General features: G+C 67.6%; 23 protein-coding genes. 15 read left to right on the top strand and 8 right to left on the bottom strand.

Annotation, left to right across the window (positions count from 1 at the left end; genetic code table 11):
- Positions 1-801 (top strand): acyl-CoA dehydrogenase family protein (locus tag AC27KI_RS06670; protein WP_487088974.1); only part of this gene is annotated, 801 nt, incomplete at its 5' end.
- Positions 802-849: 48 nt separating this feature from the next.
- On the top strand, positions 850-1,965 hold the full coding sequence (locus tag AC27KI_RS06665; RefSeq protein ID WP_487113130.1) for an acyl-CoA dehydrogenase family protein: 1,116 nt from the start codon (positions 850-852) through the stop codon (positions 1,963-1,965).
- Between the two features lie 28 nt (positions 1,966-1,993).
- On the opposite strand, the gene AC27KI_RS06660 is transcribed toward AC27KI_RS06665, so the two are convergent.
- Positions 1,994-3,121: an esterase-like activity of phytase family protein gene (locus AC27KI_RS06660; protein WP_487113128.1), complete on the bottom strand. Its 1,128-nt coding sequence runs from the start codon at positions 3,119-3,121 to the stop codon at positions 1,994-1,996.
- A gap of 176 nt (positions 3,122-3,297) precedes the next feature.
- Between AC27KI_RS06660 and AC27KI_RS06655 the strand changes: the two genes are divergently transcribed.
- Positions 3,298-4,605: a glycoside hydrolase family 18 protein gene (locus AC27KI_RS06655; RefSeq protein ID WP_487088978.1), complete on the top strand. Its 1,308-nt coding sequence runs from the start codon at positions 3,298-3,300 to the stop codon at positions 4,603-4,605.
- Between the two features lie 215 nt (positions 4,606-4,820).
- Positions 4,821-6,134: a tetratricopeptide repeat protein gene (locus AC27KI_RS06650; RefSeq protein ID WP_487088979.1), complete on the top strand. Its 1,314-nt coding sequence runs from the start codon at positions 4,821-4,823 to the stop codon at positions 6,132-6,134.
- A gap of 77 nt (positions 6,135-6,211) precedes the next feature.
- Here the strand turns inward: AC27KI_RS06650 and AC27KI_RS06645 are convergent, their stop codons facing one another.
- The 4 genes from AC27KI_RS06645 to AC27KI_RS06630 all read right to left on the bottom strand — a co-directional run bounded on the left by AC27KI_RS06645 (position 6,212) and on the right by AC27KI_RS06630 (position 9,807).
- Positions 6,212-7,495: a TRAP transporter large permease gene (locus AC27KI_RS06645; protein WP_487088980.1), complete on the bottom strand. Its 1,284-nt coding sequence runs from the start codon at positions 7,493-7,495 to the stop codon at positions 6,212-6,214.
- Between the two features lie 20 nt (positions 7,496-7,515).
- On the bottom strand, positions 7,516-8,031 hold the full coding sequence (locus AC27KI_RS06640) for a TRAP transporter small permease (RefSeq protein WP_487088981.1): 516 nt from the start codon (positions 8,029-8,031) through the stop codon (positions 7,516-7,518).
- 120 nt (positions 8,032-8,151) lie between these two features.
- Positions 8,152-9,135: a TRAP transporter substrate-binding protein gene (locus tag AC27KI_RS06635; protein ID WP_487113126.1), complete on the bottom strand. Its 984-nt coding sequence runs from the start codon at positions 9,133-9,135 to the stop codon at positions 8,152-8,154.
- A 114-nt stretch (positions 9,136-9,249) separates the two neighbouring features.
- Positions 9,250-9,807, bottom strand: a complete 558-nt coding sequence (locus tag AC27KI_RS06630) for an HNH endonuclease (protein ID WP_284429095.1) — start codon at positions 9,805-9,807, stop codon at positions 9,250-9,252.
- Between the two features lie 166 nt (positions 9,808-9,973).
- Between AC27KI_RS06630 and AC27KI_RS06625 the strand changes: the two genes are divergently transcribed.
- The 3 genes from AC27KI_RS06625 to lspA all read left to right on the top strand — a co-directional run bounded on the left by AC27KI_RS06625 (position 9,974) and on the right by lspA (position 14,506).
- The gene (locus AC27KI_RS06625; RefSeq protein WP_487088983.1) at positions 9,974-11,014 is read left to right on the top strand and encodes a bifunctional riboflavin kinase/FAD synthetase; all 1,041 of its coding nucleotides are present in this window, start codon (positions 9,974-9,976) and stop codon (positions 11,012-11,014) included.
- A gap of 109 nt (positions 11,015-11,123) precedes the next feature.
- Positions 11,124-13,997, top strand: coding sequence for an isoleucine--tRNA ligase (ileS, locus tag AC27KI_RS06620; protein ID WP_487088984.1), 2,874 nt, complete (start codon positions 11,124-11,126; stop codon positions 13,995-13,997).
- The gene (gene lspA / locus AC27KI_RS06615; RefSeq protein ID WP_317354690.1) at positions 13,997-14,506 is read left to right on the top strand and encodes a signal peptidase II; all 510 of its coding nucleotides are present in this window, start codon (positions 13,997-13,999) and stop codon (positions 14,504-14,506) included. Before ileS ends, lspA begins: the two co-directional genes overlap by 1 nt.
- A 54-nt stretch (positions 14,507-14,560) precedes the next feature.
- Here lspA and AC27KI_RS06610 read toward each other — a convergent pair whose 3' ends face one another.
- Positions 14,561-15,505: a hypothetical protein gene (locus tag AC27KI_RS06610; protein ID WP_487088985.1), complete on the bottom strand. Its 945-nt coding sequence runs from the start codon at positions 15,503-15,505 to the stop codon at positions 14,561-14,563.
- A 479-nt stretch (positions 15,506-15,984) separates the two neighbouring features.
- Here AC27KI_RS06610 and AC27KI_RS06605 point away from each other — a divergent pair, with 479 nt between their 5' ends.
- From AC27KI_RS06605 to AC27KI_RS06580, 6 genes are all read left to right on the top strand, one after another.
- Positions 15,985-16,977 carry a LacI family DNA-binding transcriptional regulator gene (locus tag AC27KI_RS06605; RefSeq protein ID WP_487113124.1) on the top strand — a complete coding sequence of 331 codons (993 nt, stop codon included), beginning with the start codon at positions 15,985-15,987 and terminating at the stop codon, positions 16,975-16,977.
- 67 nt (positions 16,978-17,044) lie between these two features.
- Positions 17,045-18,058 (top strand): ABC transporter substrate-binding protein, encoded by a 1,014-nt coding sequence (locus AC27KI_RS06600; protein WP_317354681.1) that lies wholly within the window; start codon positions 17,045-17,047, stop codon positions 18,056-18,058.
- A gap of 4 nt (positions 18,059-18,062) precedes the next feature.
- Entirely contained in the window at positions 18,063-18,881 is an 819-nt protein-coding gene (locus tag AC27KI_RS06595) for an ABC transporter permease (RefSeq protein ID WP_317354678.1), read from the top strand.
- Positions 18,882-18,894: 13 nt separating this feature from the next.
- Positions 18,895-19,692 carry an ABC transporter permease gene (locus AC27KI_RS06590; RefSeq protein WP_487088986.1) on the top strand — a complete coding sequence of 266 codons (798 nt, stop codon included), beginning with the start codon at positions 18,895-18,897 and terminating at the stop codon, positions 19,690-19,692.
- Positions 19,682-20,746, top strand: coding sequence for an ABC transporter ATP-binding protein (locus tag AC27KI_RS06585; protein WP_487088987.1), 1,065 nt, complete (start codon positions 19,682-19,684; stop codon positions 20,744-20,746). Before AC27KI_RS06590 ends, AC27KI_RS06585 begins: the two co-directional genes overlap by 11 nt.
- Entirely contained in the window at positions 20,743-21,585 is an 843-nt protein-coding gene (locus tag AC27KI_RS06580) for a phosphodiesterase (RefSeq protein WP_487113122.1), read from the top strand. The genes AC27KI_RS06585 and AC27KI_RS06580 overlap by 4 nt, the downstream gene beginning before the upstream one ends.
- A 56-nt stretch (positions 21,586-21,641) precedes the next feature.
- Here the strand turns inward: AC27KI_RS06580 and AC27KI_RS06575 are convergent, their stop codons facing one another.
- On the bottom strand, positions 21,642-23,027 hold the full coding sequence (locus AC27KI_RS06575; RefSeq protein WP_487088989.1) for a hypothetical protein: 1,386 nt from the start codon (positions 23,025-23,027) through the stop codon (positions 21,642-21,644).
- A gap of 266 nt (positions 23,028-23,293) precedes the next feature.
- Here AC27KI_RS06575 and AC27KI_RS06570 point away from each other — a divergent pair, with 266 nt between their 5' ends.
- Together AC27KI_RS06570 and arsC are read left to right on the top strand one after the other, a co-directional pair.
- Positions 23,294-24,964, top strand: a complete 1,671-nt coding sequence (locus AC27KI_RS06570; protein WP_284395241.1) for a Na/Pi cotransporter family protein — start codon at positions 23,294-23,296, stop codon at positions 24,962-24,964.
- Between the two features lie 80 nt (positions 24,965-25,044).
- Positions 25,045-25,437: an arsenate reductase (glutaredoxin) gene (arsC, locus tag AC27KI_RS06565; protein ID WP_487088990.1), complete on the top strand. Its 393-nt coding sequence runs from the start codon at positions 25,045-25,047 to the stop codon at positions 25,435-25,437.
- Between the two features lie 45 nt (positions 25,438-25,482).
- On the opposite strand, the gene AC27KI_RS06560 is transcribed toward arsC, so the two are convergent.
- On the bottom strand, positions 25,483-25,941 hold a 459-nt coding region (locus tag AC27KI_RS06560), incomplete at its 5' end, for a BclA C-terminal domain-containing protein (RefSeq protein WP_487113120.1).

The following is a 25,941-nucleotide window of genomic DNA, read 5'->3' as shown; positions in this document are numbered from 1 at the left end:
GACCTGGCCTCGGTCAAGACGCGCGCCGAGCGCGTGGGCGACCACTACGTGGTCAACGGCCAGAAGACCTGGACCACGCTGGGCCAGTACGGCGACTGGATGTTCAACCTCGTGCGCACCAGCACGGAAGGCAAGCCGCAGACCGGCATCTCGTTCCTGCTGCTCGACATGAAGTCGCCCGGCGTCACCGTGCGTCCCATCCGATTGCTGGACGGCGAGTGCGAGGTCAACGAGGTCTTCTTCGACAACGTGAAGGTGCCCGCCGAGAACCTGATCGGCGAAGAGAACAAGGGCTGGACCTACGCCAAGCACCTGCTGAGCCACGAGCGCACCAACATCGCCGACGTGAACCGCAGCAAGCGCGAGCTGGAACGCCTCAAGCGCATCGCCCGCGCCGAGGGGCTGTACGACGACCTGCGCTTTCGCGACCAGATCGCCCTGCTGGAGGTGGACATCGTGGCGCTGGAAATGCTGGTGCTGCGGGTGCTGTCGGCCGAAAAATCCGGCAAGAACTCGCTGGACATCGCGGGCCTGCTCAAGATCCGCGGCAGCGAGATCCAGCAGCGCTATGCCGAACTGATGATGCTGGCCGCCGGCCCCTTCAGCCTGCCCTTCATCGAAGAGGCGATGGAGGCCGGCTGGCAGGGCGATGCGGGCGCCGGCGCGCTGGGCGGATTCCCGGGCGGCGAGGTGGCCAACGCACCGCTGGCCGCGAATTACTTCAACCTGCGCAAGACCACCATCTACGGCGGCTCCAACGAGGTGCAGCGCAACATCGTCGCCCAGACCGTTCTGGGCTGAACCCCACCCCCTCCCGCCAGGGCGAGAACTTCGCCAGGAGTGAAAAAAATGGACTTTGATTTCTCGGACGATCAGCAATCGCTGCGCGACGCGGTACGCCGCTGGGTGGACAAGGGCTACACCTTCGAGCGCCGCCGCGGCATCGTGGCTGCCGGCGGCTTCGACCGCGCGGCCTACAACGAACTGGCCGAGCTGGGCCTCACGGCCCTGACCGTGCCCGAGGCGCACGGCGGCCTGGGCCAGGGCCCGGTGGACGCCATGGTGGCCCTGGAGGAACTGGGCCGGGGCATCGTGCTGGAGCCGCTCGCCCAGGCCTTCATCGCCAGCAGCGTGCTGGGCCAGTACGCACCCGAATCCGTTCAGGCCGACTGGCTGCCGCGCATCGCCAGCGGCGAGGCCCTGGTCGTGCTGGCGCAGCAGGAGCGCAAAGCCCGCTACCGCCTCGACGTGTGCGAAGCCACCGCGGCGGCGGCGCCATCAGGGCATGCGCTGACAGGCCTCAAAAGCATCGTTCCGGCCGGCGACCAGGCCGATGCCTTCTTGGTGCCCGCCCAGTGGAACGGCGCGATCGCCCTGTTTCTGGTCGAACGCGGCGCGCCGGGCATCACCACACGCGGCTACGTCACGCAGGACGGCAGCCGCGCGGCCGAGGTGCAGTTGGCCGACGCACCCGCCACGCTCGTCACCACCGACGGGCTGGCCGCGCTGGCCCTGGCGGTGGACACCGGCATCGCCGGCGTGTGCGCCGAGGCCGTGGGCGTGATGGACCAGGCCGTATCGCTCACCGTGGACTACATGAACCAGCGCAAGCAGTTCGGCGTGGTGATCGCCAGCTTCCAGGCCCTGCGCCACCGCGTGGCCGACATGAAGATGCAGCTGGAGCTGGCGCGCTCGATGAGCTACTACGCCAGCCTCAAGCTCAACGCCCCGGCGGACGAGCGCCGCCGCGCCATCGCCCGCGCCAAGGTGCAGCTCGGCCAGTCGATGCGCTTCGTGGGCCAGCAATCGGTACAGCTGCACGGCGGCATCGGTGTGACCGACGAATACATCGGCAGCCACTACTTCAAGACGCTCACCCAGTTGGAGATGACCTACGGCGACACGCTGCACCACCTGGGCGAGGTATCGGCGCGCATGCAGGACACGGCCGGCGTCTTCGCCTGACGGGGCGGGCCTGGCGTGGCGCAGCGCGCTATTCGGACAGCACCTCGAATGCGAGGAACTGGCTGATCTGCGTGTCGTTGAAGTTGTTGTCGGACACCATCACCAGGCTGCGGTGGCCGTTGGCCAGACGCGGCCCCCAGGCCATGCCCTCGATGTTGTCCAGCGTGCGCAGGCCCAGCGTGTTCAGGTTGAGCACCAGGCGCTTGCGCACCGGCGTGAAGCCGCCCGAACCCAGCGAGGCCATGCCGCTCACGTCGCTCGCGCCTTCGGTGTCGATCTCGTACAGGCGGATGTGCATGCGGTACAGATCGTCGCTGCCCTGCACGCCCGAGCGCTCCAGCACCAGGAAGCGGTGGTCGTCCACCGCCAGCATTTCCGAAACGCCGTTGTCCGCGTTCTTGCCCGTGCCGGGCACCGCCTGGATGGGATCGACCGGATAGGCCACCTGGCGCAGCAGCGCACCGCTGCGGTTGTATTGCAGCATGCGTGAATACGCGCCCGCCGTGGGCGTGGGCACCGGGCCGTCCTGATAGAGCGGCGCCTCCATGGCCACCCACAGCGATGCGCCATCGGCCGAGAAGCTGAGCCCCTCCAGCGTGAGGTTGTTGCGCGCGCCGGTCGCCTGCGTGGGCGACATGCGGTAAGCCGCGGGCCACGGCAGCGCGCCCAGGGCCCGGCCGCTGGCATCGGCATGCATCACGAACGGGTCCAGGCCCAGGCTGCGATCGCCCTCGCTGGTCCACCACAGGCTGCCGTCGCGCGGATCGATGCGGATCGCCTCCGGATCGGGCACGGGGCTGGCCGCCGTGGAGGCCGTGCGCGCGGGGTACACGCTGCCGTCCGCCTGGCGCAAGGGCGTGGTGCTCAGGAACTGCACGGGCGCGAATGTGGATGGGTCGAACTGCAGGCGCGCGGTATAGAAGCGCGCGGGGTTCTTGTCCGAGCGGTCGTCGCTGACCAGTACCCAGGTGTCGCGCGCGGCGTCGTAGTCGATGCCCGAGAGCCCTCCCACCAGGGTGCCGCCCACCTGCAGCGTGTTCGGCACGGTCTGCTCGCCGATCAGGCGCACGCTGATGTCGCGGGCACCGCCGTCGCTGCCCCCACAGGCGGCAAGGCACACGGAGAGGATGGCAGCGCAGGCAAGGGGTCTGAACATGGACGGCTCTTCGGTCAAGGGGATGGCAGGGGTGGACAGCGCCGGACCTTAGCGGGCCCGCATGACAGGCTGATGGCACTCACGGCCCGGCATTTGGCGGGGAAATTTCACACATTCCGAAAGATGGAATTTCGCTATAGTGGCCGCCCCAACAACATCTCGGAGGTTTTTCCGCCATGCGCACCTTGATCCAACAGATTGCGGCCATTCCCCTGATGGCCCTCATGGCCACCAGCGCCTGGAGCCACGGACCAGGCCACGGCCCTGGCGGAGGCAACGGCAGCCCGCCGCGCGAGGTCGTCGGCTACTTCACCTCGTGGGGCATCTATGCGCGCAACTTCAAGGTCAAGGACCTGGTCGCCCAGGGAGGCGTTCCCGCGGTGACCACCATCAACTACGCGTTCGGCAACGTTCAGCCCGCGCAGGCCGGCGGCGCCGGCCCAGTGGTCTGCCAGTTGGGCGATGCCTATGCCGATGTGGAGCGCGCCTGGGCCGCCGAAGAGAGCGTGGACGGCCAGGCGGTCGATGCCAGCCAGCCGCTGCGCGGCAACTTCCAGCAGTTGCTCGCGCTCAAGCGGGCCTACCCCGGCACCAAGGTCCTGATCGCACTGGGCGGCTGGAACGGATCGAAATGGTTCTCCGATGCCGCGCTCACCGCCGAATCCCGCAGCGCGCTGGTCACCTCCTGCATCGACCTGTTCATCAAGGGCCGGACCGACGGCAGCATCACGGGCAACGGGCCGGCCGCCGGCGTGTTCGACGGCATCGACATCGACTGGGAATACCCGGCCGCGGAAGGCGCCGAGGGCAACACCGTGCGACCCGAAGACACCCGCAACTTCACGCTGCTGCTGCAGGAGTTTCGCCGCCAGCTCGATGCGATCGACCCGCAGCTGCGCCTGACCATCGCCGCGCCGGCCGGCCCGCAGACCGCCGCCAAGATCGAACTGGCCGAAGTGGCCCGGTCGCTCGACTTCATCAACGTGATGGCGTATGACCTGCACGGGGCATGGGAAAGCACCACCAACCACCAGGCCGCGCTCGCGCCGAACCCGAACGACCCGGCCCGCGCGCAGAAACTCTCGGTGGTCGAGACCGTGGGCAGATACCTGCAGGCGGGCGTGCCCGCGCACAAGATCGTTGTCGGGGCCCCGCTGTATTCGCGCGGCTGGACGGGCGTGACCAACGCCCAGCGCGGCCTGTACCAGGCGGCCACGGGCATTCCCGCCGGCACGTACGAGGCGGGCATCGAGGACTACCAGACCCTCCAGGCCAAGCCGGGCTTCGTCCGCTACTGGGATGCCCATGCACGCGCGGCCTGGCTGTTCGACGGCACCACGTTCTGGACCTTCGACGATGCGCAGACCCTGCGCGAGAAGGCGCGCTTCGTGAAGCTGGCCCGCCTGCGCGGCATGATGTTCTGGGAGCTGTCGGGCGATGGCGGCGAGCTGGTGCGCGCCGTGGGCAACGAACTCTCGCGCTGAACGATCACTGCTCGCCAAAGGTGGAAGGCCGCTGTCGCCCTTTGGGTCGCAGCGGCCTTTTTTCAGGCCCGTGCCCGCCCCGCGCAGGCATGGTGCAACGCCCTCGTCGCAGCGCGGCCAATGCACGAACGGGGCCCGCAGCGAATCCGGGATAATCGTCCACCCATCCTGAAGGCGCCAAGCATGCGCGCCTCCCCCTATTTGCCCCTCCCGACATGAGCGCAACACCCCTCGCAGACCCCAACCGCCAACACCTTGAAACCGCCAGGACGCAGATCGCCCAGGGCGAACTCCAGAAAGCCGCGCTGACGCTGAACAAGGCCCAGCAGCAGTCCCCCAACGATCCGCGCGTGTTCATGCTGGCGGGCCTGATGGCGGAGAAGGCCGGCAACCTGCCCAAGGCGTTCGAGGCGCTGCGCCATGCCGTGGCGATCTCGCCGGACTGGGGCCCTGGCCTGCTGGAACTGGCCCTGCTGCTGGCACGCCAGAACCAGTTCGACGAAGCCGTGAGCACTGCGGAGAAGGTCGCCCGGATCGAACCCAACAACCTCGTGGTACTGGCCGGGGTGATCGACGTCGCGCACCGCGCGGGCCACCTGGACATGGCCGTGCGCCACCTGCGCCGCGGGCTGGAACTCGTGCCGGGCGATGCGCAACTGCGCCGCCAGCTGGCACGCGACCTGAGCGGCCAGGGCGCGCACGCCGAATCCGTCGAGCTGTGGAGCGGCCTGATCGCCGAGAACCCGGCCGACACCGAATCGCTGCTCGGCCGCGTGAAGGCACACCTCGCCGCGGGCACGCCCGCCCGTGCCGTCGCCGACACCACCACGCTGCTGGAACTGGCCCCTGGCGACTCGGTCTATGCCTACTACGCCGCGCTGGCCCATGGCGTGACGCCGAAGCACCAGCCGCCGGAACTGAACCGCGGCCTCTTCGACAGCCTGGCCGAGATGTACGACCAGCACATGGTGCGCGGCCTGCGCTACCAGCTGCCCAAGCGCGTGGCGGACAAGATCCTCGAACGCTTTCCGGACAAGAAGCTCAACCTGCTGGACCTGGGCTGCGGCACGGGCCTGCTCGGCGTGTGCCTGGGCCGGCTGGACGGCTTTTTGATCGGCGTGGACATCTCGATGAAGATGATCGAGCAGGCCGGCCGCCACAACGTGTACGACCGATTCCACCACGTCAACCTGCTCGACGCCCTGCAGGAAACGCCCGACGCCATCTACGACGTGCTGGCCGCGCTGGACGTGTTCATCTACACCGGCGACCTCACCGAAACCGTTCCCAACGCCCTGCGCATCCTGGTGCCCCAGGGCGAGCTGATCTTCTCTTGCGAGACCTCGGACGAAGCGGGCCCGGACATGGTGCTGCAGCCCAGCGGCCGCTACGCCCACAAGCGCAGCCACGTGGTGGCTCTGTGCAAGGCGGCGGGCTTCGAAACCGTGGAAGTGGAAGACACCGTGCTGCGCTACGAGAACAACGCGCCCGTGCAGGGCTTCATCGTCACGGCGCGCAAGGCGGGCTGACGGCGGGAGCGCCCACGGCGCCCCCAAAGAAAAAGCGCGGCCGTTGCCGCGCTTTTTTCATGCCCTCGTGCGCGGGGTCAGAACCCCAGCGCGTGCGGCAGCCAGGTCGAGATGGCCGGCACGAAAGTCAGCAGGATCAGCACCGCCAGGTGCGCCAGCAGGAAGGGCGGCAGCTCCCGCGTGAGGGCCGCCAGCGGCACCTTGGTGGCCACCGACGTCACGAACAGCAGCCCGCCCACGGGCGGCGTGATCATGCCCAGGGTGAGGTTGACGATCACCACCATCGCGAAGTGGATCGGATCGATGCCCAGCGCCGCCGAGATGGGCGCCAGGATCGGCACGAGGATCATCACGCCCGGCAGTGGCTCCATGAAGATGCCGAACAGCAGCAGCAGGATGTTCACCGCGATCAGGAAGGTGACGGGCGACAGGTTCCACCCCACGATGGTCTCCGCCAGTTGCTGGGGAATGCCTTCGATCGTCAGCACCCAGGCGAACGCGGCCGACGCTGCCACCACCAGCAGCACCGATGCGGTCAGCAAGGCCGAGCGCGCGGCGATGTGGGGCAGCGCCTTCCACTCCAGCGTGCGGTAGATCCATTTGCCGCAGATGAGCGCATAGAACACCGCCACCACCGACGCCTCGGTGGGCGTGAAGATCCCGAAGCGGATGCCCACCAGGATCAGCACGACCAGCATCAACGCCGGGATGGCGCGAATGCTGTTGGACACCATCTCCGCGCGGCTCGGCCGTGGCTCGCGCGATCGGTAATCGCGGCGCACGCACACGCGCCAGTTGACGAGCGCCATGGCCGCAGCGATCAGCAGCCCGGGCGCGAAGCCGGCGATGAAGAGCGCCCCCACAGACACCTGCTCGTCCTGCAGCGCATAGATGATCATGATGATCGAGGGCGGAATGATGGGGCCCACGATGGCCGTGCTGGCGGTGAGTGCCGCCGCGTAGGCACGCGAATACCCGGCCTTGTCCATCATCTTCACCATCATGGAGCCGGGCCCCGCCGCATCGGCCAGGGCCGAGCCTGAGATGCCCGAGAACAGCGTGAGTGACAGGATGTTGGCATGCCCCAGCCCGCCGCGCAGGTGGCCCACGAACTGCGCCGCGAAGCGCAGCAGCACCACGGTGAGCGCGCCGCCGGACATGATCTCGGCCGCGAGGATGAAGAACGGCACCGCCATCAGCGGGAAGCTGTCGATGCCGGTGAACATCTCCTTGAACACGATCAGCTGCGGATAGCGCCCGCCCACGAACACCGCGATCGCGGCCGACATGGCCAGCGCGAATGCGACGGGAAAGCCCAGTGCCATCAGGACGATGGCGGAAACGAAGAGGGTGATGGCCATGGGTCAGGTCCTTCGGAACATCACAGCGACGCGGCGGACTCGGCGTCCATTTCGTCGGACTCGACATAGCTGCCATGAATCACATAGCCCCGCGCCATGAACAGCAGGTGCACGAACAGCAGCAGGAAGCCCACCGGCATCGCCGAATAGATCCAGGCGAACGCGATGTCGGTGGCCGGCGTGGTCTGGAACCGCGTGGCCCACACGTACTGCACCGAGAACCACGCCATCACCAGGAAGAACACGCCCAGCCCCGCCACGATCAGCCCGCGCAGCCAGCGCGCGCCAGTCTGTCCCAGCGTGTGGTGCAGGTTGTCGATGGCCACGTGCCCGCCGAAACGCAGCACCAGTCCGGCCCCGAGGAACGTGCCCCAGATCATCAGGTGCCGGGCCACCTCCTCCGCCCAGACGATGGAATCGCCCGTGGTGTAGCGCAGCACCACGTTGGCGAAGACGATGCAGGCCATGGCCAGCAGCAGGATGATGAGCAGCCAGCGGTTGCAGGCCACCAGCGCGCGCTCGAATCGGTTCAGCATGGGAGGGAGGGCACCTGCCGGCGCCAATCTGTCGGTCGGTCGATCAAAACGGAAAAAGCCCGGCCAGGCCGGGCAGAGGAAAAGCGCACGCCGGACAGGCTCCGGCCGCGCCGGCCACCATCACTTCGTGCCGGTGATCTGGTCCAGCGTCTTCTGGCCGAACTTGGTGGCGTATTGCTTGTAGGCGGGCTCCAGGGCCTTCTGGAAGGCCGACTTGTCGACCGACTCCACGACCTGCATGCCGGCCGCCTTGACGTCTGCCAGGCCCTTTTGCTCCACGTCGTCCACGAACTTGCGCGAGGCCGCCGCACCCGCCTTGGCACCCTGGGTGAAGCTGGCCTTCTGCGCATCGCTGAGGCTCGACCAGAGGTTGGGCGACACGATCAGCGCCATGGGCGCATAGACGTGGCCGGTCAGCGAGAGGTATTTCTGCACCTGCGGCAGCTTGGCGGAAACGATCACCGACATCGGGTTCTCCTGCCCATCGATCGTGCCCTGCTGCAGCGCACCGATCACCTCGGGCCAGGACATGGGCGTGGGCGAGGCGCCCAGCGTGCGGAAGGCCGTGATGTGCACGGGGTTCTCGGTCACGCGGATCTTGAGGCCCTTGAGGTCTGCCGGCGTGCTCACCGGATGCTTGTTGTTGGTCAGGTGGCGAAAGCCCTGCTCGCCCCAGGCCAGGGCGATCAGGCCCCGGCCCTTGAACTTGCCCAGCAGGTCCTGGCCGAACGGGCCGTCCAGCACCGCGCGGGCATGGGCCGTGTCGCGAAACAGGAAGGGAATGTCCACCACGCCCACATCGGGCACGAAGTTGCTCAGGGCGCCGGTGGAGACGATCACCGCCTCCACGGTGCCCAGCTGCAGGCCTTCGATCAGCTCGCGCTCGCCACCCAGGGCGCTGGAGGGGAACTGCTTGAACTTGAAGGCGCCGCTGGTGCCTTTCTCGACCGTGTCGGCCCAGGCCTGTGCAGCCGCGCCGTAATGCGAGTTGATCGCCAGCGCATAGCCGACCTTGATTTCCTTGGCCTGCTGGGCGAACACGGGAAGGATGGGCAAGCCGGCAACGGCGGCGGCCAGCAACAGGCGGCGGGAAGCAATGCGCATGGAAACGGTCCGATCTGGCCCCCGGGGGGCGTTGTGACAAAGGAGGCAGGATTATTCCCGCAGCCCCGGCCCCCAGCCCTCGGGGAAAGTACCTGAGCAGGCGCTTTTTTTCGATCAGTCCAGCAGGCGGGACGATTTGGGCACATGCGCCATCAAAAACTCCATCTGGTCCGCCAGGATGCGGCGGTTGCGCAGGATGAAGTCCTCCCACAGGCTGGGCACGTAGGGCGCGTAGAGCAGCGGCATGTGCGCCTGCTCGGGCGTGCGCGGGCCCTTGCGGTGGTTGCAGGGGCGGCAGGCCGTGACCACGTTCATCCAGTGGTCCACGCCCTGGCGCGCATAGGGCACGATGTGCTCGCGCGTGAGGTCTTCTTCGTGGAAATGCCCGCCGCAATACGCGCAGACGTTGCGGTCGCGGGCGAAGAGCTTGCCGTTGGTCAGGCTGGGCTTGAGGTTGAACGGGTTGATGGCCGGCACGCCCTTGGTGCCGATGATGCTGTTGACGCCGATGACCGACTGCTCGCCCGTCACGGCGTTGTGGCCGCCGCGGAACCGGGCGATCTGCGCGCCGGATTCCCAGCGGACCTCGCCCGCGGCATAGTGAATGACCGCCTGTTCCAGCGAAATCCATGATTGGGGCAGCCCCTGGGCCGACAACTTCAAGACCTTCACAACTCGCCTCCTGGAACAACGATGCACACAAGGATTCGGAACGCTGATGTCTCACGGGCGGCGTGCCAAGGCCGGCCTGTGGCTCACAATATACTCCGTTCATGACAAATTGGCGTCCAGCGCTTGATACACCTGCGCACGGCGCTATCAAAAGTAAAGCACTCCGATGAAGATCTTTCGAGGCTTCCATCACCCCGACATTGCATCGGCCTGCGCCCTTACCATCGGCAATTTCGACGGCGTGCACCGTGGGCACCAGGCCATGCTGGCGCTGCTGAACAACGAGGCGGCCCACCGCGGCGTGCCCAGCTGCGTGCTGACGTTCGAGCCCCACCCGCGCGACTATTTCGCCGGCGCCCGCCAGCGCCCCGAACTGGCCCCCGCCCGCATCGGCACCCTGCGCGACAAGCTGGACGAACTGCGCCGCTGCGGCGTGCAGCAGACCGTGGTGCTGCCCTTCAACGAACGGCTGGCCAGCCAGCCGCCGCAGGCGTTCATCGAGGACGTGCTGGTGCGCGGCCTGGGCGCGCGCTACGTGCTGGTGGGCGACGATTTCCGCTTCGGCGCGCAGCGCGCGGGCGACTACGCCATGCTGGACGGCGCCGGACGCAGCCAAGGCTTCGAGGTGGCCCGCATGAACAGCTACGAGGTGCATGGCCTGCGGGTATCGAGCTCGGCCGTGCGCGAGGCCCTGGCCGCTGGCCGCATGGAAGACGCCGCGCGGCTGCTGGGCCGGCCCTATGCCATCTCGGGCCACGTGGTGCACGGGCGCAAGCTCGGCCGTGAGCTGGGCGCCAGCCGCGAGGGCGCCGGCGACGGCTTTCGCACGCTCAATCTGCGCTTTGCCCACTGGAAGCCCGCTGCGGGCGGCATCTTCGTGGTGCGGGTGCACGGCCTGGCCGCCGAGCCCCTGCCGGGCGTGGCCAACCTGGGCGTGCGCCCGTCGCTCGATCCCCGGGACGTGAACGGCGGTCGCGTGCTGCTGGAGACCCACTGCCTGGACTGGCCCCGCGATCTGGGGGCCGAAGGGGCGTACGGTAAAATCGCCCGCGTGGAACTCCTGCACAAACTGCACGACGAGCTGAAATACGACAGCTTCGACGCCCTCACCCGCGGCATCGCCAGGGACTGCGATGACGCGCGGGCGTATTTCTCCGCCTCCACGCACGCCGAGACCCGTCGCCAGACCACGCGCGACCGAATTTGACGGTCCCCGTGCCGCAGCGCAGCCCTGCGGCCCCGTCCGCCCCCTCATCTTCTTTCTCTTCCTGCGTTCCAGGCCATGGCCCGGAACGGCCCGCTCCTTAGGTCTTGCCATGTCCGAGAACACGAACGCCACCCCCACCCCTTCCACCGGCACGGACTACCGCGCCACGCTCAACCTGCCCGACACCGCCTTCCCGATGCGCGGCGACCTGCCCAAGCGCGAGCAGGGCTGGGTGAAGGAATGGGACGAGAAAGGCATCTACAAGAAGCTGCGCGACGCCCGCTGCGGCGCACCGAAGTTCATCCTGCACGACGGCCCGCCCTACGCCAACGGCCAGATCCACATGGGCCATGCGGTGAACAAGATCCTGAAGGACATGATCACCAAGGCGCGCCAGCTCGAAGGCTTCGACGCGCTGTACGTGCCTGGCTGGGATTGCCACGGCCTACCGATCGAGAACGCCATCGAGAAAAAGCACGGCCGCAACCTGAGCCGCGACGACATGCAGGCCAAGAGCCGCGCCTATGCCACCGAGCAGATCGCCCAGCAAATGGGCGACTTCCAGCGCCTGGGCGTACTGGGTGAATGGGACAACCCCTACAAGACGATGAACTTCGCCAACGAAGCAGGCGAAATCCGGGCGTTCAAGCGCGTGATGGAGCGCGGCTTCGTGTACCGGGGCCTGAAGCCCGTGTACTGGTGCTTCGACTGCGGCTCATCCCTGGCCGAGTTCGAGATCGAGTACCAAGACAAGAAGAGCACCACGCTGGACGTGGCCTTCAAGGCGCACGAGCCCGCGAAGCTGGCCGCCGCCTTCGGATTGAGCGCTTTGCAGAAAGATGCCTTCGTGGTGATCTGGACCACCACCGCCTGGACCATCCCCGCCAACCAGGCGCTGAACCTGAACCCCGAAATCACCTATGCGCTGGTGGACACCGAGCGCGGCCTGCTGGTGCTGGCCGAATCGCTGGTGGAAGACTGCATGGCCCGCTACGGCCTCACCGGCCAGGTGCTCGCCACGGCGCTGGGCGAAAAGCTCGGCGGGCTGGAGTTCGAACACCCGCTCTACGACGTGAAAAGCGAAGACGGCAGCCATGGCTACCGGCGCCTGTCGCCCGTGTACCTGGCCGACTACGCCACGGCCGACGACGGCACCGGCATCGTGCACTCCTCTCCCGCCTACGGCCTGGAGGATTTCAACTCCTGCCGCGCGCACGGCCTGGCGCTGGACGACATCCTGAACCCCGTGCAGGGCAACGGCACCTACGCGGCCGACTTCCCCCTGTTCGGCGGCCAGCACATCTGGAAGGCCGTGCCGGTCGTCATCGAGGCGCTGCGCAACGCTGGCCGCCTGATGGCCACCAAGGACATCACCCACAGCTACCCGCACTGCTGGCGCCACAAGACCCCCGTGATCTACCGAGCCGCCGCGCAATGGTTCATTCGCATGGACGAAGGCGAAGGCGTGTTCACGAAGGACAAGGCGCCCAAGACCCTGCGCCAGACGGCGCTGGAAGCCATCGAGCACACCAGTTTCTACCCCGAGAACGGCAAGGCCCGCCTGCATGACATGATCGCCAACCGGCCCGACTGGTGCATCTCGCGCCAGCGCAGCTGGGGCGTGCCGATCCCGTTCTTCCTGCACAAGGACTCGGGCGAGCTGCATCCGCGCACCATGGAGATCATGGACCAGGCGGCCGATATCGTCGAGAAGGGCGGCATCGAGGCCTGGAGCCGCGTGACGCCCGAAGACATCCTGGGCGCCGAGGACGCCGCCTGCTACACCAAGAGCACCGACATCCTGGAGGTGTGGTTCGACTCCGGTTCCACCTTCTTCCACGTGCTGCGCGGCACGCACCCGAACGTGCACCACGACACCGGCCCCGAGGCCGACCTGTACCTCGAAGGCCACGACCAGCACCGCGGCTGGTTCCACAGCTCGCTGCTGCTGGCGAGCGCGCTGGAGGGCCGCGCGCCCTACAAGGGCCTGCTGACCCACGGCTTCACCGTGGACAGCCAGGGCCGCAAGATGAGCAAGTCGCTGGGCAACGGCATCGACCCGCAGGAGATCAACAAGAAGCTCGGCGCCGAGATCATCCGCCTGTGGGTGGCCGCCAGCGACTACTCGGGCGACATCGCGGGCGACGACAAGATCCTGGCGCGCGTGGTGGACGCCTACCGCCGCATCCGCAACACGCTGCGCTTCCTGCTGGCCAACGTGAGCGACTTCGATCCGAAGGCCGACGCCGTGCCGTTCGACCAGATGCTGGAGATCGACCGCTATGCGCTCACGCGGGCCGCCGAATTCCAGGCCGAAGTGCTGGCCCACTACCAGGTGTACGAGTTCCATCCCGTGGTGGCCAAGCTGCAGCTGTACTGCTCGGAAGACCTGGGCGGCTTCTACCTCGACGTGCTCAAGGACCGCCTGTACACCACAGCGCCCAAGAGCCTGGCACGCCGCAGCGCCCAGACCGCGCTCTACCAGATCACGCACGCCATGCTGCGCTGGATGGCGCCCTTCCTGTCGTTCACGGCGGAAGAGGCGTGGAAGGTGTTCGGCACCTCCGAATCGATCTTCCTGGAAACCTATGGCGCTATCGCGGGCGCCGACGAAGGGCTGCTGGCCAAGTGGGCCCGCCTGCGCGCCATCCGCGATGCGGTGAACAAGGAAATCGAGGCGCTGCGCGCGGCCGGCCAGGTGGGCTCGTCGCTGCAGGCGACGGTCACCCTGACCGCCGCCCCCGAAGACCACGCGCTGCTCGCCAGCCTGGGCGACGACCTGAAGTTCGTCTTCATCACGTCCGCGATCGAACTGGTGGCGGGCGATGCGCTGCGGATCAGCGTGCAGGCCAGTACTGACACCAAGTGCGAGCGTTGCTGGCACTACCGCAGCGATGTGGCCCAGGACCCGGCCCACCCGACGCTGTGCGGCCGCTGCACCAGCAACCTGTATGGCGCCGGCGAAGCGCGGGAGCACGCGTGATGGCCCGCAGCAGCTATTCGTCTTCATCTTCCACGGGCGGCAAGATGTGGCCCTGGCTCGTCTGGGCACTGCTGATCCTGATCGCAGACCAGTTCACCAAGACGTTGATCCTGGGCTACTACCGGCTGGGCGATGCCACCTACATCACCGGCTTCTTCAACATCGTGCGTGCGCACAACACGGGTGCGGCGTTCTCCTTCCTGGCGGATGCGGGCGGCTGGCAGCGCTGGGTGTTCACGGGCATCGGCGTGGCGGCCACGCTGTTCATCGTGTGGCAGTTGCGCGCCCATCCCGGGCAGAAGCTGTTTTGCTTCGCGCTGTCCAGCATCCTGGGCGGCGCCGTGGGCAACGTGGTGGACCGCATGATGCACGGCTACGTGGTGGACTTTCTGGACTTCCACGCGCGGGGCTGGCACTTTCCGGCCTTCAACCTAGCGGACTCGGCCATCACGGTGGGAGCGGCCTGCCTGATCCTGGATGAACTGCTGCGGGTGAAGCGCTCGTCCTGAAGACCGGGCGCCGACAGCGCGCCCTGCCCAGCAACACGCTGGCTGCGGCAAGCGTCAGGCGCCTTTGTCACGCAGCCGTCTGGCGGCATCCAGCAACCCGGGCACTTCCTGCGTTGCGCTTCGTATGCCTGCGCTGACGTCCATCTGCCGCGCGACGCCCACGGCCAGCACCTCATTGAGCAGAGCGCGCTGGGTCCGCCGAAGGTTGGGATTCAAGGCACGCACTTCAGAAGGAACGCGGGCCTTGGCAACATCGATGGTGGCCTGTAGCTTGAGTTGCACTCGCCGCTCGAACCCCCGGCCCACCACCGCCATGGAAGGAAAGACCGTGTGTGGCGCGTAGCGCATCGTGGGTCCGACCTCGCGCAAGCCCTGGTCGAAGCGGGCCAGCAGAGATGGCGAGTTCCCGGTCAAAGCCGTCTCCATTTCAGCCCTGTCTTTCAAGCCCGAGGCATGGCCGTGCTCCAGGCTCAGGGTGAAGTCGCCGGCATCACCTGCCCATTGGCTGTCTGCAGAAAAGACTGCGGGTCCGCGAAGCCAAGGGTCCAATATCATGTGGTAATCCGGCCCCCGCCCGTCCCTCAGCTCTGCCCAGTCGTGGTCGATCCACTGCGACTTCACGAGGTAAATGAACTCCCCCTTGTCGGTGCCTGAGCTGGCTTCTTTCAACAGAGGGACATGCAGCATGATGGTCAAGGCAGCGAACTCTGCACAATTGCCGGCCTGGGCCAGAATTCCTCCGGCAGCGTAGGCCACAACTCGCGGCAGGCCGTGCTCCACCAGCATGTTCTTCACAAGCCGGCCCGCTTCGACCCTCCTGGAGCTTTCGTGACCGAATCGCGCAATGTCGTCTTTGACGTTGCCGCGACCGCTCGGCAACAGCGCTCGGACCTGCTCGACCGTGGCGGTGGCGTTGCGCAGGCGCGTAAGGTCAGGCCCTTCCACATGCCGGCCATCGATGGCCCGTGCCATGACATAGCCGCGCAACTGCCGGTCCACTGCGGGGGACAGGGTTTGGCGGGGGCGAAGCAGGCCTTCTATTACGGCGATACCGGCGGCTTTACGCGAATGCAGTCCGTGGACAGCTACCGCGCACCCGCAGGCGGAGTCTCGACCAGTGGAAGGGGGTCCAACACCTGGACTGGGGGCCAGCGCGGCAGGCGGACGGCCCCGGGATGAAAGCGGTGACACCATAAGTCGGCTCCTCGATTCTGGCGCCCGGTTTGAAAGGGACAGGCCGCAGGCGCCGGACAAGGGCATGCGTCCTTCGACCATCCGAGTCCGCCTCATGCCGAACTGGAACACACAGGTTAAGCACGACATCGCCCTGCGTCCATGCGGGCCGCGAAGACACCCGTTGGCGGACGAACCCTCGGACTTTGCTCCCACCGCGCGCGACTGTCATCACGCCGTCACGCCGCCCCATTCCAATGCCATGAAATCGATTACATGGCCTTTTGCAGCCCCATCCCATTCCCATGACCATCCAGGACGTCGCCCGCGAAGCCGGGGTTTCGGTCGCCACCGTGTCCCGCGCGTTCAATCTGCCGGACAAGGTCACCCCCACCACGCGCGACCTCGTGCTCGGCGTGGCCGAGCGCCTGGGCTACGCGCCCAACGCCAGTGCCCGCACCCTGCGCACGCAGCGCAGCCGCGTCATCGGGGTGGTGTTGCCCACGCTGCTCAATCCCGTGTTCGCGGAATGCCTCGAAGGCATCGCGCGCGCCGCGGCGCTGGCGGGCTATGCCATCCTGCCATTCACCACCGACTACGTGATCGCGCAGGAAGAGCGCGCCGTGAATCTGCTGCTGGCGGGCGACGTGGACGGCATGATCCTCGTGGTCTCTCAGCCCGAGTCCTCCACGGCGCTCGCACGCCTGGCGGCATCCGCCCTGCCCTACGTGCTGGCCTACAACCGGCACCCCGGCCACCCCTGCGTCTCGGTGGACAGCGAAGGCGCCGTGGCCGACCTGGTGGCACGGCTGGTGGCCCTGGGGCACCGGCGCATCGCCATGGTGAGCGGCCAGTTGGCCGCATCGGACCGCGCACAGCAGCGCTGCCGCGGCTTTCGACGCGGCATGGCCGCTGCCGGGCTGACGCAGGCGCCGGTGGTCGAAGTGCCGTTCGTGGAAACCGCGGTGGAGGACGTGGCGCAGTGGCTGCGCGGGGCCGAGCGCCCGACCGCCCTGGTCTGCTCCAACGACCTGATTGCGATCCGCTGCCTGCGGGCCGCCCGCCAGGCGGGCCTCGCCGTGCCGCGCGATCTCAGCGTGGTGGGCTTCGACGGCATCGCGCTGGGGCAGGACCTGACCCCCGTGCTGAGCACCGTGGCCCAGCCCAATGCGGACATCGGCCGCTGCAGCGTGGAGCTGCTGATACAGGCCATGGCCGCCGATGCGCCGCTGACGCCACAGGCCAGCCTGACGCTGCCCCATCGCTTCCGTGCCGGCGAATCCTGCGCAGGCGCCTGACCGACAGATCCTGCAACCCACTCCCCCAACCCATCCCTTCCTTCGTTCTGCTTTTCTGGAGCCCTCGATGAAACACACCTTGCAAACCCTGATCCGCACCACCGTGCTGGCGTTCGGCCTGGCCTCGGGCGCCGCCGCGATGGCGCAAACCGCCATTTGCTACAACTGCCCGCCCGAATGGGCCGACTGGGGCAGCCAGCTCAAGGCCATCAAGGCCCGCACGGGCGTGACCGTTCCGCCGGACAACAAGAACTCCGGCCAGGCCCTTGCCCAGATGGTGGCCGAGCGCGCAAGCCCCGTGGCCGACGTGACCTACCTCGGCGTGACGTTCGCCATCCAGGCGCAGAAAGACGGCGTCGTGGGCACCTACCAGCCCGCCGGCTGGAAGGACATTCCGGAAGGCCTCAAGGACCCGGCGGGCCATTGGTTCACCATCCACTCGGGCACGCTCGGCTTCATGGTGAACGTCGATGCGCTCAAGGGCAAGCCGGTGCCGCAATCGTGGGCCGACCTGCTCAAGCCCGACTACAAGGGCCTGATCGGCTACCTCGATCCGGCCTCGGCCTTCGTGGGCTATGTGGGTGCGGTGGCAGTCAACCAGGCGCGCGGCGGCTCCATGGACAACTTCGCCCCCGGCATCGACTACTTCAAGGCACTGCAGAAGAACGAGCCCATCGTGCCCAAGCAGACGGCCTACGCCCGCGTACTGTCGGGTGAGATCGCCATCTTGCTGGACTACGACTTCAACGCCTACCGCGCCAAGTACAAGGACCAGGCCAACGTGCAGTTCGTCATCCCTGCGGAAGGCACCGTGGTCGTGCCTTACGTGATGAGCCTGGTGGCCAATGCCCCGCATGCGGCAGACGCCAGGAAGGTGCTGGACTTCGTGCTGTCCGACGAAGGCCAGGCGCTGTGGGCCAACGCCTACCTGCGCCCGGTGCGCGCCAATGCCATGCCCAAGGAAGTGCAGGCCCGCTTCCTGCCGGCCAGCGACTACGCGCGCGCCAAGACCGTGGACTACGGCCGCATGGCGGCTGCGCAAAAGGCGTTCTCCGACCGCTATCTGAAGGAAGTGCAGTAACGCCATGCGCCACGGTGGTTCCGCTCCCTCGCGCCCGGTGCTGCTGGCGTGCGCCGCGCCTGCCGTGGCGTTCTTCGCGGCGTTCTGGCTGCTGCCCGTCGCCCTGCTGCTGGCCTTGCCGGCGGGCAAGGGCTGGGACACCTACTTCGCGGTGCTGACCCATGCGCGCTACCTGCAGAGCCTGCTGCAGACGCTGGGACTGTCGCTCGCCGTCACGCTGGCCACGCTGGTGCTGGGTGCGCTGGTGGGCATCACGCTGGCGCGCCAGCGCTTTCATGGCCGTGCGCTGCTGCTGTCGCTGCTGACGCTGCCGCTGTCGTTCCCCGGCGTGATCGTGGGCTTTTTCATGATCCTGCTGGGCGGGCGGCAGGGGCTGGTGGCCGACCTGTCGGAGGCGCTGGGCGCCGGCCGCACCACGTTCGCCTATGGGCTCACCGGCCTGTTCCTGGCGTATCTGTATTTCTCGCTGCCACGGGCCATCGCCACCTACACGGCGGCGGCCGGCAGCATGGATGCGCAGCTGGAAGAAGCGGCCCGCTCCCTGGGTGCCTCGCGCTGGCGCGTGGCGCGCGATGTGTGGGTGCCCGAACTGGCGGCCACGACGCTGGCCTGCGGCGCGATCGTCTTCGCCACGGCCATGGGCGCGTTCGGCACGGCGTTCACGCTGTCGGCCAAGTTCGAGGTGCTGCCCATCACCATCTACAACGAGTTCACCAACTATGCCAACTTCGCGCTGGCGGCCAGCCTTTCGATCACGCTCGGGCTGATCACCTGGATGGTGCTGTGGGTGTCGCGCCGCGTGTCCGGCACCACCGCTTTCTGAAGGAGCCGAAACCATGCGAAACGCAAGACAGGCCCCGGCGCTGCTGATGGCGCTGACCGCCCTGGTCGCGCTGTTCATGATCGCGCCCATCGCCCTCTCGGTGGTGGCCGGTCTGGTCCACAACTACAGCGTGGGCCTGAAAAGCGGGCTCACGCTGCGCTGGCTGGGCGAGGTGTGGGAGAACTACGGCGGCACGGTGGGCTGGTCCCTGGTGCTGGCGCTGCTGTGCGTGCTGGGCAACCTGTTGCTGGGCGTGCCCTGCGCCTATGCCCTGGCGCGCAGCCGCTCCCGCTGGGCCCGGCTGTTCGAAGAACTGCTCACCCTGCCCGTCGCCGTGCCGGGCCTGGCCAGCGCGCTGGCGCTCATCCTGGCCTACGGGCAGCTTTCGGGCTTTCGCCAGAGCTTCGCCTTCATCCTGGTGGGGCACATGGTGTTCACGCTGCCCTTCATGGTGCGCACCGTGGGATCGGCATTCCAGAAGAACGAACTGCGCTCGCTCGAAGAGGCCGCGCGCGCGCTCGGCGCCAGCTTCGCGCAGCGCTTTCTGGGCGTGCTGGTGCCGGCCGTGCTGCCGGCCATCGTGGCGGGCAGCCTGATGGTGTTCACGCTCTCGGTGGGCGAATTCAATCTCACCTGGATGCTGCACACCCCGCTCACCCGCACGCTGCCCGTGGGGCTGGCCGACAGCTATGCCTCGATGCGCATCGAAATCGGCTCGGCCTACACGCTGGTCTTTCTGATCGTCATCCTTCCCGTGCTGTGGGGCCTGCAGGCCATCGGCACCTTCATCGAGAAACACCATGGAACTTGAACGCACGCGCGTGGACGTGGTCCAGTGCGCCAAAACCTATGCCGACGGCACCCGCGGCCTGCAGCCCACCGACCTGACCGTGGAGCCCGGTGAGGTCATGGCCCTGCTCGGACCGTCGGGCTGCGGCAAGACCACGCTGCTGCGCCTGATCGCCGGGCTGGAGGCCCCCGATGCGGGCAGCCGCATCGCTTTCGGGAGCACCGACGTGACCCGCATGCCGATCGAGCAGCGCGGCGTGGGCATGGTGTTCCAGCACTACGCGCTCTTTCCGCAAATGACGGTGCAGGCCAACATTGGCTATGGCCTCAAGATCCGCGGGGTGGCCGAAAGCGAGCGCCGCCGCACCGTGGGCGAACTCGTCGATCTGGTGCGCCTGGGCGGCCTGGAGAAAAAACGCCCGGCCGAACTCTCCGGCGGCCAGCGCCAACGGGTGGCCCTGGCCCGCGCCGTGGCCGCGCGCCCGCGCGTGCTGCTGCTGGACGAGCCGCTCACCGCACTGGATGCCAAGCTCAAGGAATCGCTGCGCGACGAACTGGCCGACCTGCTGCGCCGCCTGCACATCACGGCGATCCACGTCACCCACGACCAGCAGGAAGCCCTGGCCATTGCCGACCGCCTGGCCGTGATGCATGCGGGCCGCATCGTGCAGGTGGGCGACGGCGAGGCGCTCTACCGCGCGCCCAGCCACCCGTTCGTCGCCACCTTCCTGGGCCGGGTGAACCGCATCGTGCCGGCTGTGGACCCCAGCGCAGCGCGGGGACTGCCGCACCTCACGGCGCTGCAGGCCTGCGACGCCCCTTCGGCTCCGGCCGACGCGCTGCTCGTGCGCCCCGAGGACGTCGAGGTGGGCCCGACCCTGCCCGACTGGGGCAGCGCCGCCGTGACGCGCCGCAGTTTCCTGGGCGACCGCGTGCAGCTCACGCTGGCCGTTTCGGGGCATGCGCCCCTCCTGGCCGATGTGCACCGCGACCATCCCGCGCGCGAAGGCGAGCGGGTAGGCTTTCGCATCGCCACGCACCGCCTGCTGTCCGTCACCGAAAGCCTCAGCGCATGACCCGCATGAACACCACCACCCTGCTCCTGCAGCTCTCCGACCTGCACATCCGCGAGCCCGGCCGACTGGCCTATGGCCGGCTGGACACCGCTCCCTACCTGCGCCAGGCTGTGGACACGGTGCTGCGCATGCCGCAGCGCCCGGATGCCGTCGTGGTCACCGGCGACCTGACCGACTTCGGCCGGCCTGCGGAATACGGCCACCTGCGCGACCTGCTGGCGCCGCTCGGGGCCATGCCGCTCTACCTGCTGCCCGGCAACCACGACGACCGCGAGCAACTGCGCGCCAGCTTTCCCGAGCACGCCTACCTGGGCGAGGAAGGCTTCGTGCAATACAGCGTGCCGGTGGGCGGGCTGCAGCTCATCGCGCTCGATACCGTGGTGCCCGGCGCCAGCGAAGGCGGCCTGTGCGAGGCACGGCTCGCCTGGCTGGAGCGCCAACTGGAAGCGCACCGCGGCAGGCCCGTGGTGATCGCCATGCACCACCCGCCGTTTCGCACGCTCATCGGCCACATGGACGCCATCGGCCTGCTGGAAGGCGCCGAAGCGCTGGAGGCCATCGTGGCGCGGCACGCCAACGTGGAGCGGGTGGTCTGCGGCCACCTGCACCGCGCCATCCAGGTGCGCTTCGGCGGCACGCTGGCAGCGACCGTGCCATCGCCCGCGCACCAGGTGTGCTTGGACCTGGCGCCCGACGCCGCCTCGGCCTGGACGCTGGAGCCGGCGGGCTTTGCGGTGCATGCGCTGCCGCAGGACGGGCGGCTTGTCAGCCACATCGCGGCCAGCGGGACATATCCCGGGCCGTATCCGTTCCATGAGGCGGGGCAACTCATCGATTGAGGATCTCGTCCACCGAAACCCATTCGCCGCGATGGCGCCGCTCGGCACGGCTTCGCTCATCGGCTCCTCGGAAAAATCTCTTCCATGAAGTAGCCCTCGATCCTGGTCAGATGCTCCACACCGTTGCGCATGCGGGCTTTGATATCGCTGATCGATGCCGCCAGTTCACTGAATTTCGCTCCAGGGTTCATGGCCGCCGCATCGCGCCACTGCTTGAGCTGCCGAGGATCCAGCCGGGCGCTCAGCGTTTCGTCGGCCAGTTGTTCCACCAGATCGCCATGGCCTTGAAGCAGTTCATCTTTAGTCGCCAGCACCTGCTCCAGGTTTTGGATCTTTCTACCCATCGCCTGGACGTTTCCGAGCAGTTCCAGCACGCCACTGACGTGATATCTCATGTTCATGGTGCGGAGCGACAACAGGGCCTGCGCCATTTCGTGGCGCTTTTCGTCTGCCGCTCTCTGTGCCAGCGCGGCGGCTGATTCGGCAGCCGCCGTGCTGGCAACATGTGTGGGGGAAGCTGGCGCGGAGCCCTCGGTCGAAGAAGCGCTGGCCACCGGCAGGGTCGATGCGATCAATGCACCGTCACGGGGGCTGGCAACCGATTTCGGAGATTCCGACTGGGTGGACGCCACGTTCGCCTCCACGTCGATCTGTACACTTTCATTCGCTTCTGTTTCTGCTTCCGTGTGCGTTTCCAGATCCGCGTCCCAATCCGACCGCGCGTCCATGAAGACGTCCGTATCGGAGTCAGCGTCCGATTCAGGTTCTACCTCCAGCCGCGCATGCATCTCGCGCGCCGCAGCCTCCGCTGTCTGGAACACCGCTTCCAGGTTCACCGATGCAGCCTGCACCCATTTTTTGTAGCTCTCCGGCGTCGCGCTCCCGTCCAAGCCGTTCATCTGCTTGCGCATTTCCGATTGAAAACGCAGCGAATCGGCTTTGAGGCTCGCCATGCTTTGCAGACGCTTGATCCGGATCTGCATTGCCGCCGGGTTTTCGGCCACTGACTTTTCTGGTTGGCCGACATACCCCTGCATCCTCAGAATCCCTGCGGCTGCGAGGTCGCGCCATGCGTCGGTATTTTCCACGGGCGGAGGGCCCGAGCGGCCTGTAGAGGCGACGGCGACAGCCTTGGCCTTGCCGGCACGCGCCTCGGCAAGCGCCGCCGCACGGGTCGCCGAGGCTGACGCAGCGGTGCCGGATACGGCCGGTTCGCGGTGACGCACCCCGGCTGGTCGGGAAAGTTTCGGCGGAGGGGGACGGCGGGTGGGCGGCGGCCCCGAATCCTCGGGTTTGGTTTGCAGGGCCAGCGCTCTGCCCTGCAAGCCCAGTGTCGCTGCGGACATGGAATTGGACCTGCGTTGCGGTGCGCGCTCCGGGATGCGCTCCTCAACGGAGCGGGCAACGCGCGGCGGAGACGTGATTTCTTTGAGGTGGACCATGGCTTCTCCCTTGAATGCTTTAATGGAAGGGCCGAGGGTAGGAATGGGCCTGACCCACCGCGCCGCAGCGCCCGAAGCCCTTGCCCGGCGCGCGAAACCCGGGCCATACCGTGCCATCCAGGCCACCCGGCACACCGATCCGACCCGCCCAGGCCCGTGGTTGCTGGCGGGCTGCTATGGATTCAGGAGTATGCTGTCACTCCCGGAACGGCAGGCAGGCCAGGAGCCCTGTGCCCCGCCCCCGGGTGAAGCATCCGATCCCTTTCATGAAGCACCTGTTGAATCTGCTGGCCGCCGTGGCACTGCTGGTCTGGGGCACCCACCTGGTGCGCACGGGCGTGCTGCGTGTGTTCGGCGCCAACCTGCGCACCATGCTCGCCCGCAGCATGGGCAACCGCTTCACGGCAGCACTGTCGGGCATCGGCGTGACGGCCCTGGTGCAGTCCAGCACGGCCACCTCGCTCATGACCTCGTCGTTCGTGGGCCAGGGGCTCATCACCCTGCCCGCCGCGCTGGCGGTGATGCGCGGGGCCGACGTGGGAACCGCCCTCATGTCGGTGCTGTTCTCCACCGACCTGTCGTGGCTGTCCCCCCTCTTCATCTTCGTGGGCGTGGTGTTGTTCATCACCCGCCAGTCCAGCTCGGCCGGGCGCGTGGGGCGCGTGCTCATCGGGCTGGGGCTGATGCTGCTGGCGCTCGAAATGGTCGTGCAGGCCAGCGGCCCCATGCTGGCCTCTCCCATCATCAAGGCCATGCTCGGCTCGCTCAACAGCGACATCGTGATGGAGATCGTCATGGGCGCGGTGCTGGCCGTGATCGCGTACTCCAGCCTGGCCATCGTGCTGCTCATCTCGGCCATGGCGGCCTCGCACGTGGTGCCGCTGGACGTGGCCCTGGGCCTGGTGCTGGGGGCCAACCTGGGCAGCGGCCTGCTGGCCGTGCTGACCACCGCCAAATCGGCCGTGGAGGTACGGCAGGTGACCGTGGGCAACCTCGTCTTCAAGCTGATGGGCGTGGCGCTGGTGGCCCCGTTCGCGGGGCTGTGGCTGCGCTATGTGCAGCCCCACATGCCAGGTACCGCGCAGGGCGTGGTGCTGTTCCATCTGGGCTTCAACGTGGTCATCAGCCTGGGGTTCATCGCGTTCACGCAATGGGTGGCCACCTGGGTGACACGTCTGCTGCCCAAGCCCGTGGGCGCGCAGAGCCTGCGGCCCCACCACCTGGACCCCTCGGCCCTGTCCACCCCGTCGCTCGCCATTTCCTGCGCCGCCCGCGAGGCGCTGCACCAGGCCGACGTGGTGGAGACCATGCTGCTGGGCGTGCTCGATGTGATCAAGAAAAATGATGTGCAACTGGCCGAACGCCTGCGCAAAATGGATGACGAGGTGGACGAGCTGTATTCGTCCATCAAGTACTACCTGACCAAGATTTCCCGCGAGGCGCTGGGCGAGGACGAGAGCCGGCGCTGGACCGACATCATCAGCTTCACCATCAACATGGAGCAGATCGGCGACATCATCGAACGCGTGTTGCTGGACATCGAAGACAAGAAGATCAAGAAGGGCCGCCAGTTCTCCGACGCCGGCATGGCCGAGATCACGGAGCTGCACGAGCGCCTGATCAACAACCTGCGCCTGGGAATGAGCGTGTTCCTCAACGGCACGGTGCGCGACGCGCAGAAGCTGCTCGAAGAAAAGGCGCGCTTTCGCGACCTGGAGCGCGCCTACGCCGCCACCCACCTGGTGCGCCTGGCGGACAAGACGGTGCAGAGCATGGAAACCAGCTCGCTGCACATCGACCTGATCAGCGAACTCAAGCGCATCAACTCGCACATCTGCTCGATCGCCTATCCCATCCTGGACTCGGCCGGTGCCCTGGCGCCCAACCGCCTGCGCTCGGCCACCGGCGCGGCGCAGGACGCCACGATCGGAAAATGACGGGCTCGCCACCCACGCACGCGCCCCTTCCGAGTGCCGCGCCATTGCTGCGCCAAGTCCCCTTGCCGAAAGCCCCGCCTGTGACCTCCCCTGCCCTGCCCGACCGCGCCTTCGAACCCGACGTCGTCATCTATCACAACCCGGAATGCGGCACCTCGCGCAACGTGCTGGCGCTGATCCGTGCGAGCGGCATCGAGCCGCATGTGGTCGAGTACCTGAAGACCCCGCCTTCGCGCGCCATGCTGGCATGGCTGGTCACGCGGGCAGGCGTGCCGGCGCGCGACATGCTGCGCGAGAAGCACCCGCTGCATGCCGAACTGGGCCTCGCCGATCCGGCCCTGGACGACACCCGGCTGCTCGATGCCATGGCAGCCCACCCCGCACTCATCAACCGACCCATCGTGGTATCGCCGCGGGGGGTGCGCCTGTGCCGGCCCGCCGAACGGGTGGCGGATATTCTGCCCGCCCGCTAGCGAAGCGGTGGGCCCGGTGCCCGCCCGTGCGCCCATCGGATGGGGTCAGTCCATCTGCTCGACGATCAGGGTCGCGCCCGCCCCGCCGTCCAAGGTCACCGAGCCCAACATCCCATAGAACTGGGCCTGCAAGGTGGAGCCCGCGATCAGCGTCACGATGGTCTCGCCGAGATACCGGTTCGTCGACATGCTGGGCACCTCGGTCAAGGCCGGGTAAGAAGCGCCATTGATCAGCACCCGGGCGCTCGCCAGGGTGGCGGCGGTGGTGCGCATGGCGTATTTCACGCGGTAGCGGCCCGTGGTGGGCACCGTGAAGACGTCGCTGGAACCATTGGCGACAAAGCCACCGCCGAGGTTCTGCGCCTGCGGCATCGGCACATTGGTGCCCCCCAGCAGGACGGCGATGGTGGAGCCGGCCGTGTTGTGCGCGGCCATCGACACCGCGCTCACCGCCCCGCCAGTGCCCGCAGGGCCGGTGGCCCCGGTCGCACCCGCCGTGCCGGT

Source organism: Acidovorax sp. KPB24-03, assembly GCF_057546605.1.
This window is presented reverse-complemented; position numbering and strand designations above follow the sequence as displayed.

Bases quoted from the DNA above. Each gene is read 5' to 3' on its own strand.
- AC27KI_RS06635 (WP_487113126.1), bottom strand. From the start codon at position 9,135: ATGCGCATTGCTTCCCGCCGCCTGTTGCTGGCCGCCGCCGTTGCCGGC.
- AC27KI_RS06655 (WP_487088978.1), top strand. From the start codon at position 3,298: ATGCGCACCTTGATCCAACAGATTGCGGCCATTCCCCTGATGGCCCTC.
- AC27KI_RS06590 (WP_487088986.1), top strand. From the start codon at position 18,895: ATGCGAAACGCAAGACAGGCCCCGGCGCTGCTGATGGCGCTGACCGCC.
- AC27KI_RS06650 (WP_487088979.1), top strand. From the start codon at position 4,821: ATGAGCGCAACACCCCTCGCAGACCCCAACCGCCAACACCTTGAAACC.
- lspA (WP_317354690.1), top strand. From the start codon at position 13,997: ATGGCCCGCAGCAGCTATTCGTCTTCATCTTCCACGGGCGGCAAGATG.
- AC27KI_RS06575 (WP_487088989.1), bottom strand. From the start codon at position 23,027: ATGGTCCACCTCAAAGAAATCACGTCTCCGCCGCGCGTTGCCCGCTCC.
- AC27KI_RS06580 (WP_487113122.1), top strand. From the start codon at position 20,743: ATGACCCGCATGAACACCACCACCCTGCTCCTGCAGCTCTCCGACCTG.
- AC27KI_RS06665 (WP_487113130.1), top strand. From the start codon at position 850: ATGGACTTTGATTTCTCGGACGATCAGCAATCGCTGCGCGACGCGGTA.
- AC27KI_RS06595 (WP_317354678.1), top strand. From the start codon at position 18,063: ATGCGCCACGGTGGTTCCGCTCCCTCGCGCCCGGTGCTGCTGGCGTGC.
- ileS (WP_487088984.1), top strand. From the start codon at position 11,124: ATGTCCGAGAACACGAACGCCACCCCCACCCCTTCCACCGGCACGGAC.
- AC27KI_RS06660 (WP_487113128.1), bottom strand. From the start codon at position 3,121: ATGTTCAGACCCCTTGCCTGCGCTGCCATCCTCTCCGTGTGCCTTGCC.
- AC27KI_RS06600 (WP_317354681.1), top strand. From the start codon at position 17,045: ATGAAACACACCTTGCAAACCCTGATCCGCACCACCGTGCTGGCGTTC.
- AC27KI_RS06585 (WP_487088987.1), top strand. From the start codon at position 19,682: ATGGAACTTGAACGCACGCGCGTGGACGTGGTCCAGTGCGCCAAAACC.
- AC27KI_RS06625 (WP_487088983.1), top strand. From the start codon at position 9,974: ATGAAGATCTTTCGAGGCTTCCATCACCCCGACATTGCATCGGCCTGC.
- AC27KI_RS06605 (WP_487113124.1), top strand. From the start codon at position 15,985: ATGACCATCCAGGACGTCGCCCGCGAAGCCGGGGTTTCGGTCGCCACC.
- AC27KI_RS06570 (WP_284395241.1), top strand. From the start codon at position 23,294: ATGAAGCACCTGTTGAATCTGCTGGCCGCCGTGGCACTGCTGGTCTGG.
- AC27KI_RS06640 (WP_487088981.1), bottom strand. From the start codon at position 8,031: ATGCTGAACCGATTCGAGCGCGCGCTGGTGGCCTGCAACCGCTGGCTG.
- AC27KI_RS06645 (WP_487088980.1), bottom strand. From the start codon at position 7,495: ATGGCCATCACCCTCTTCGTTTCCGCCATCGTCCTGATGGCACTGGGC.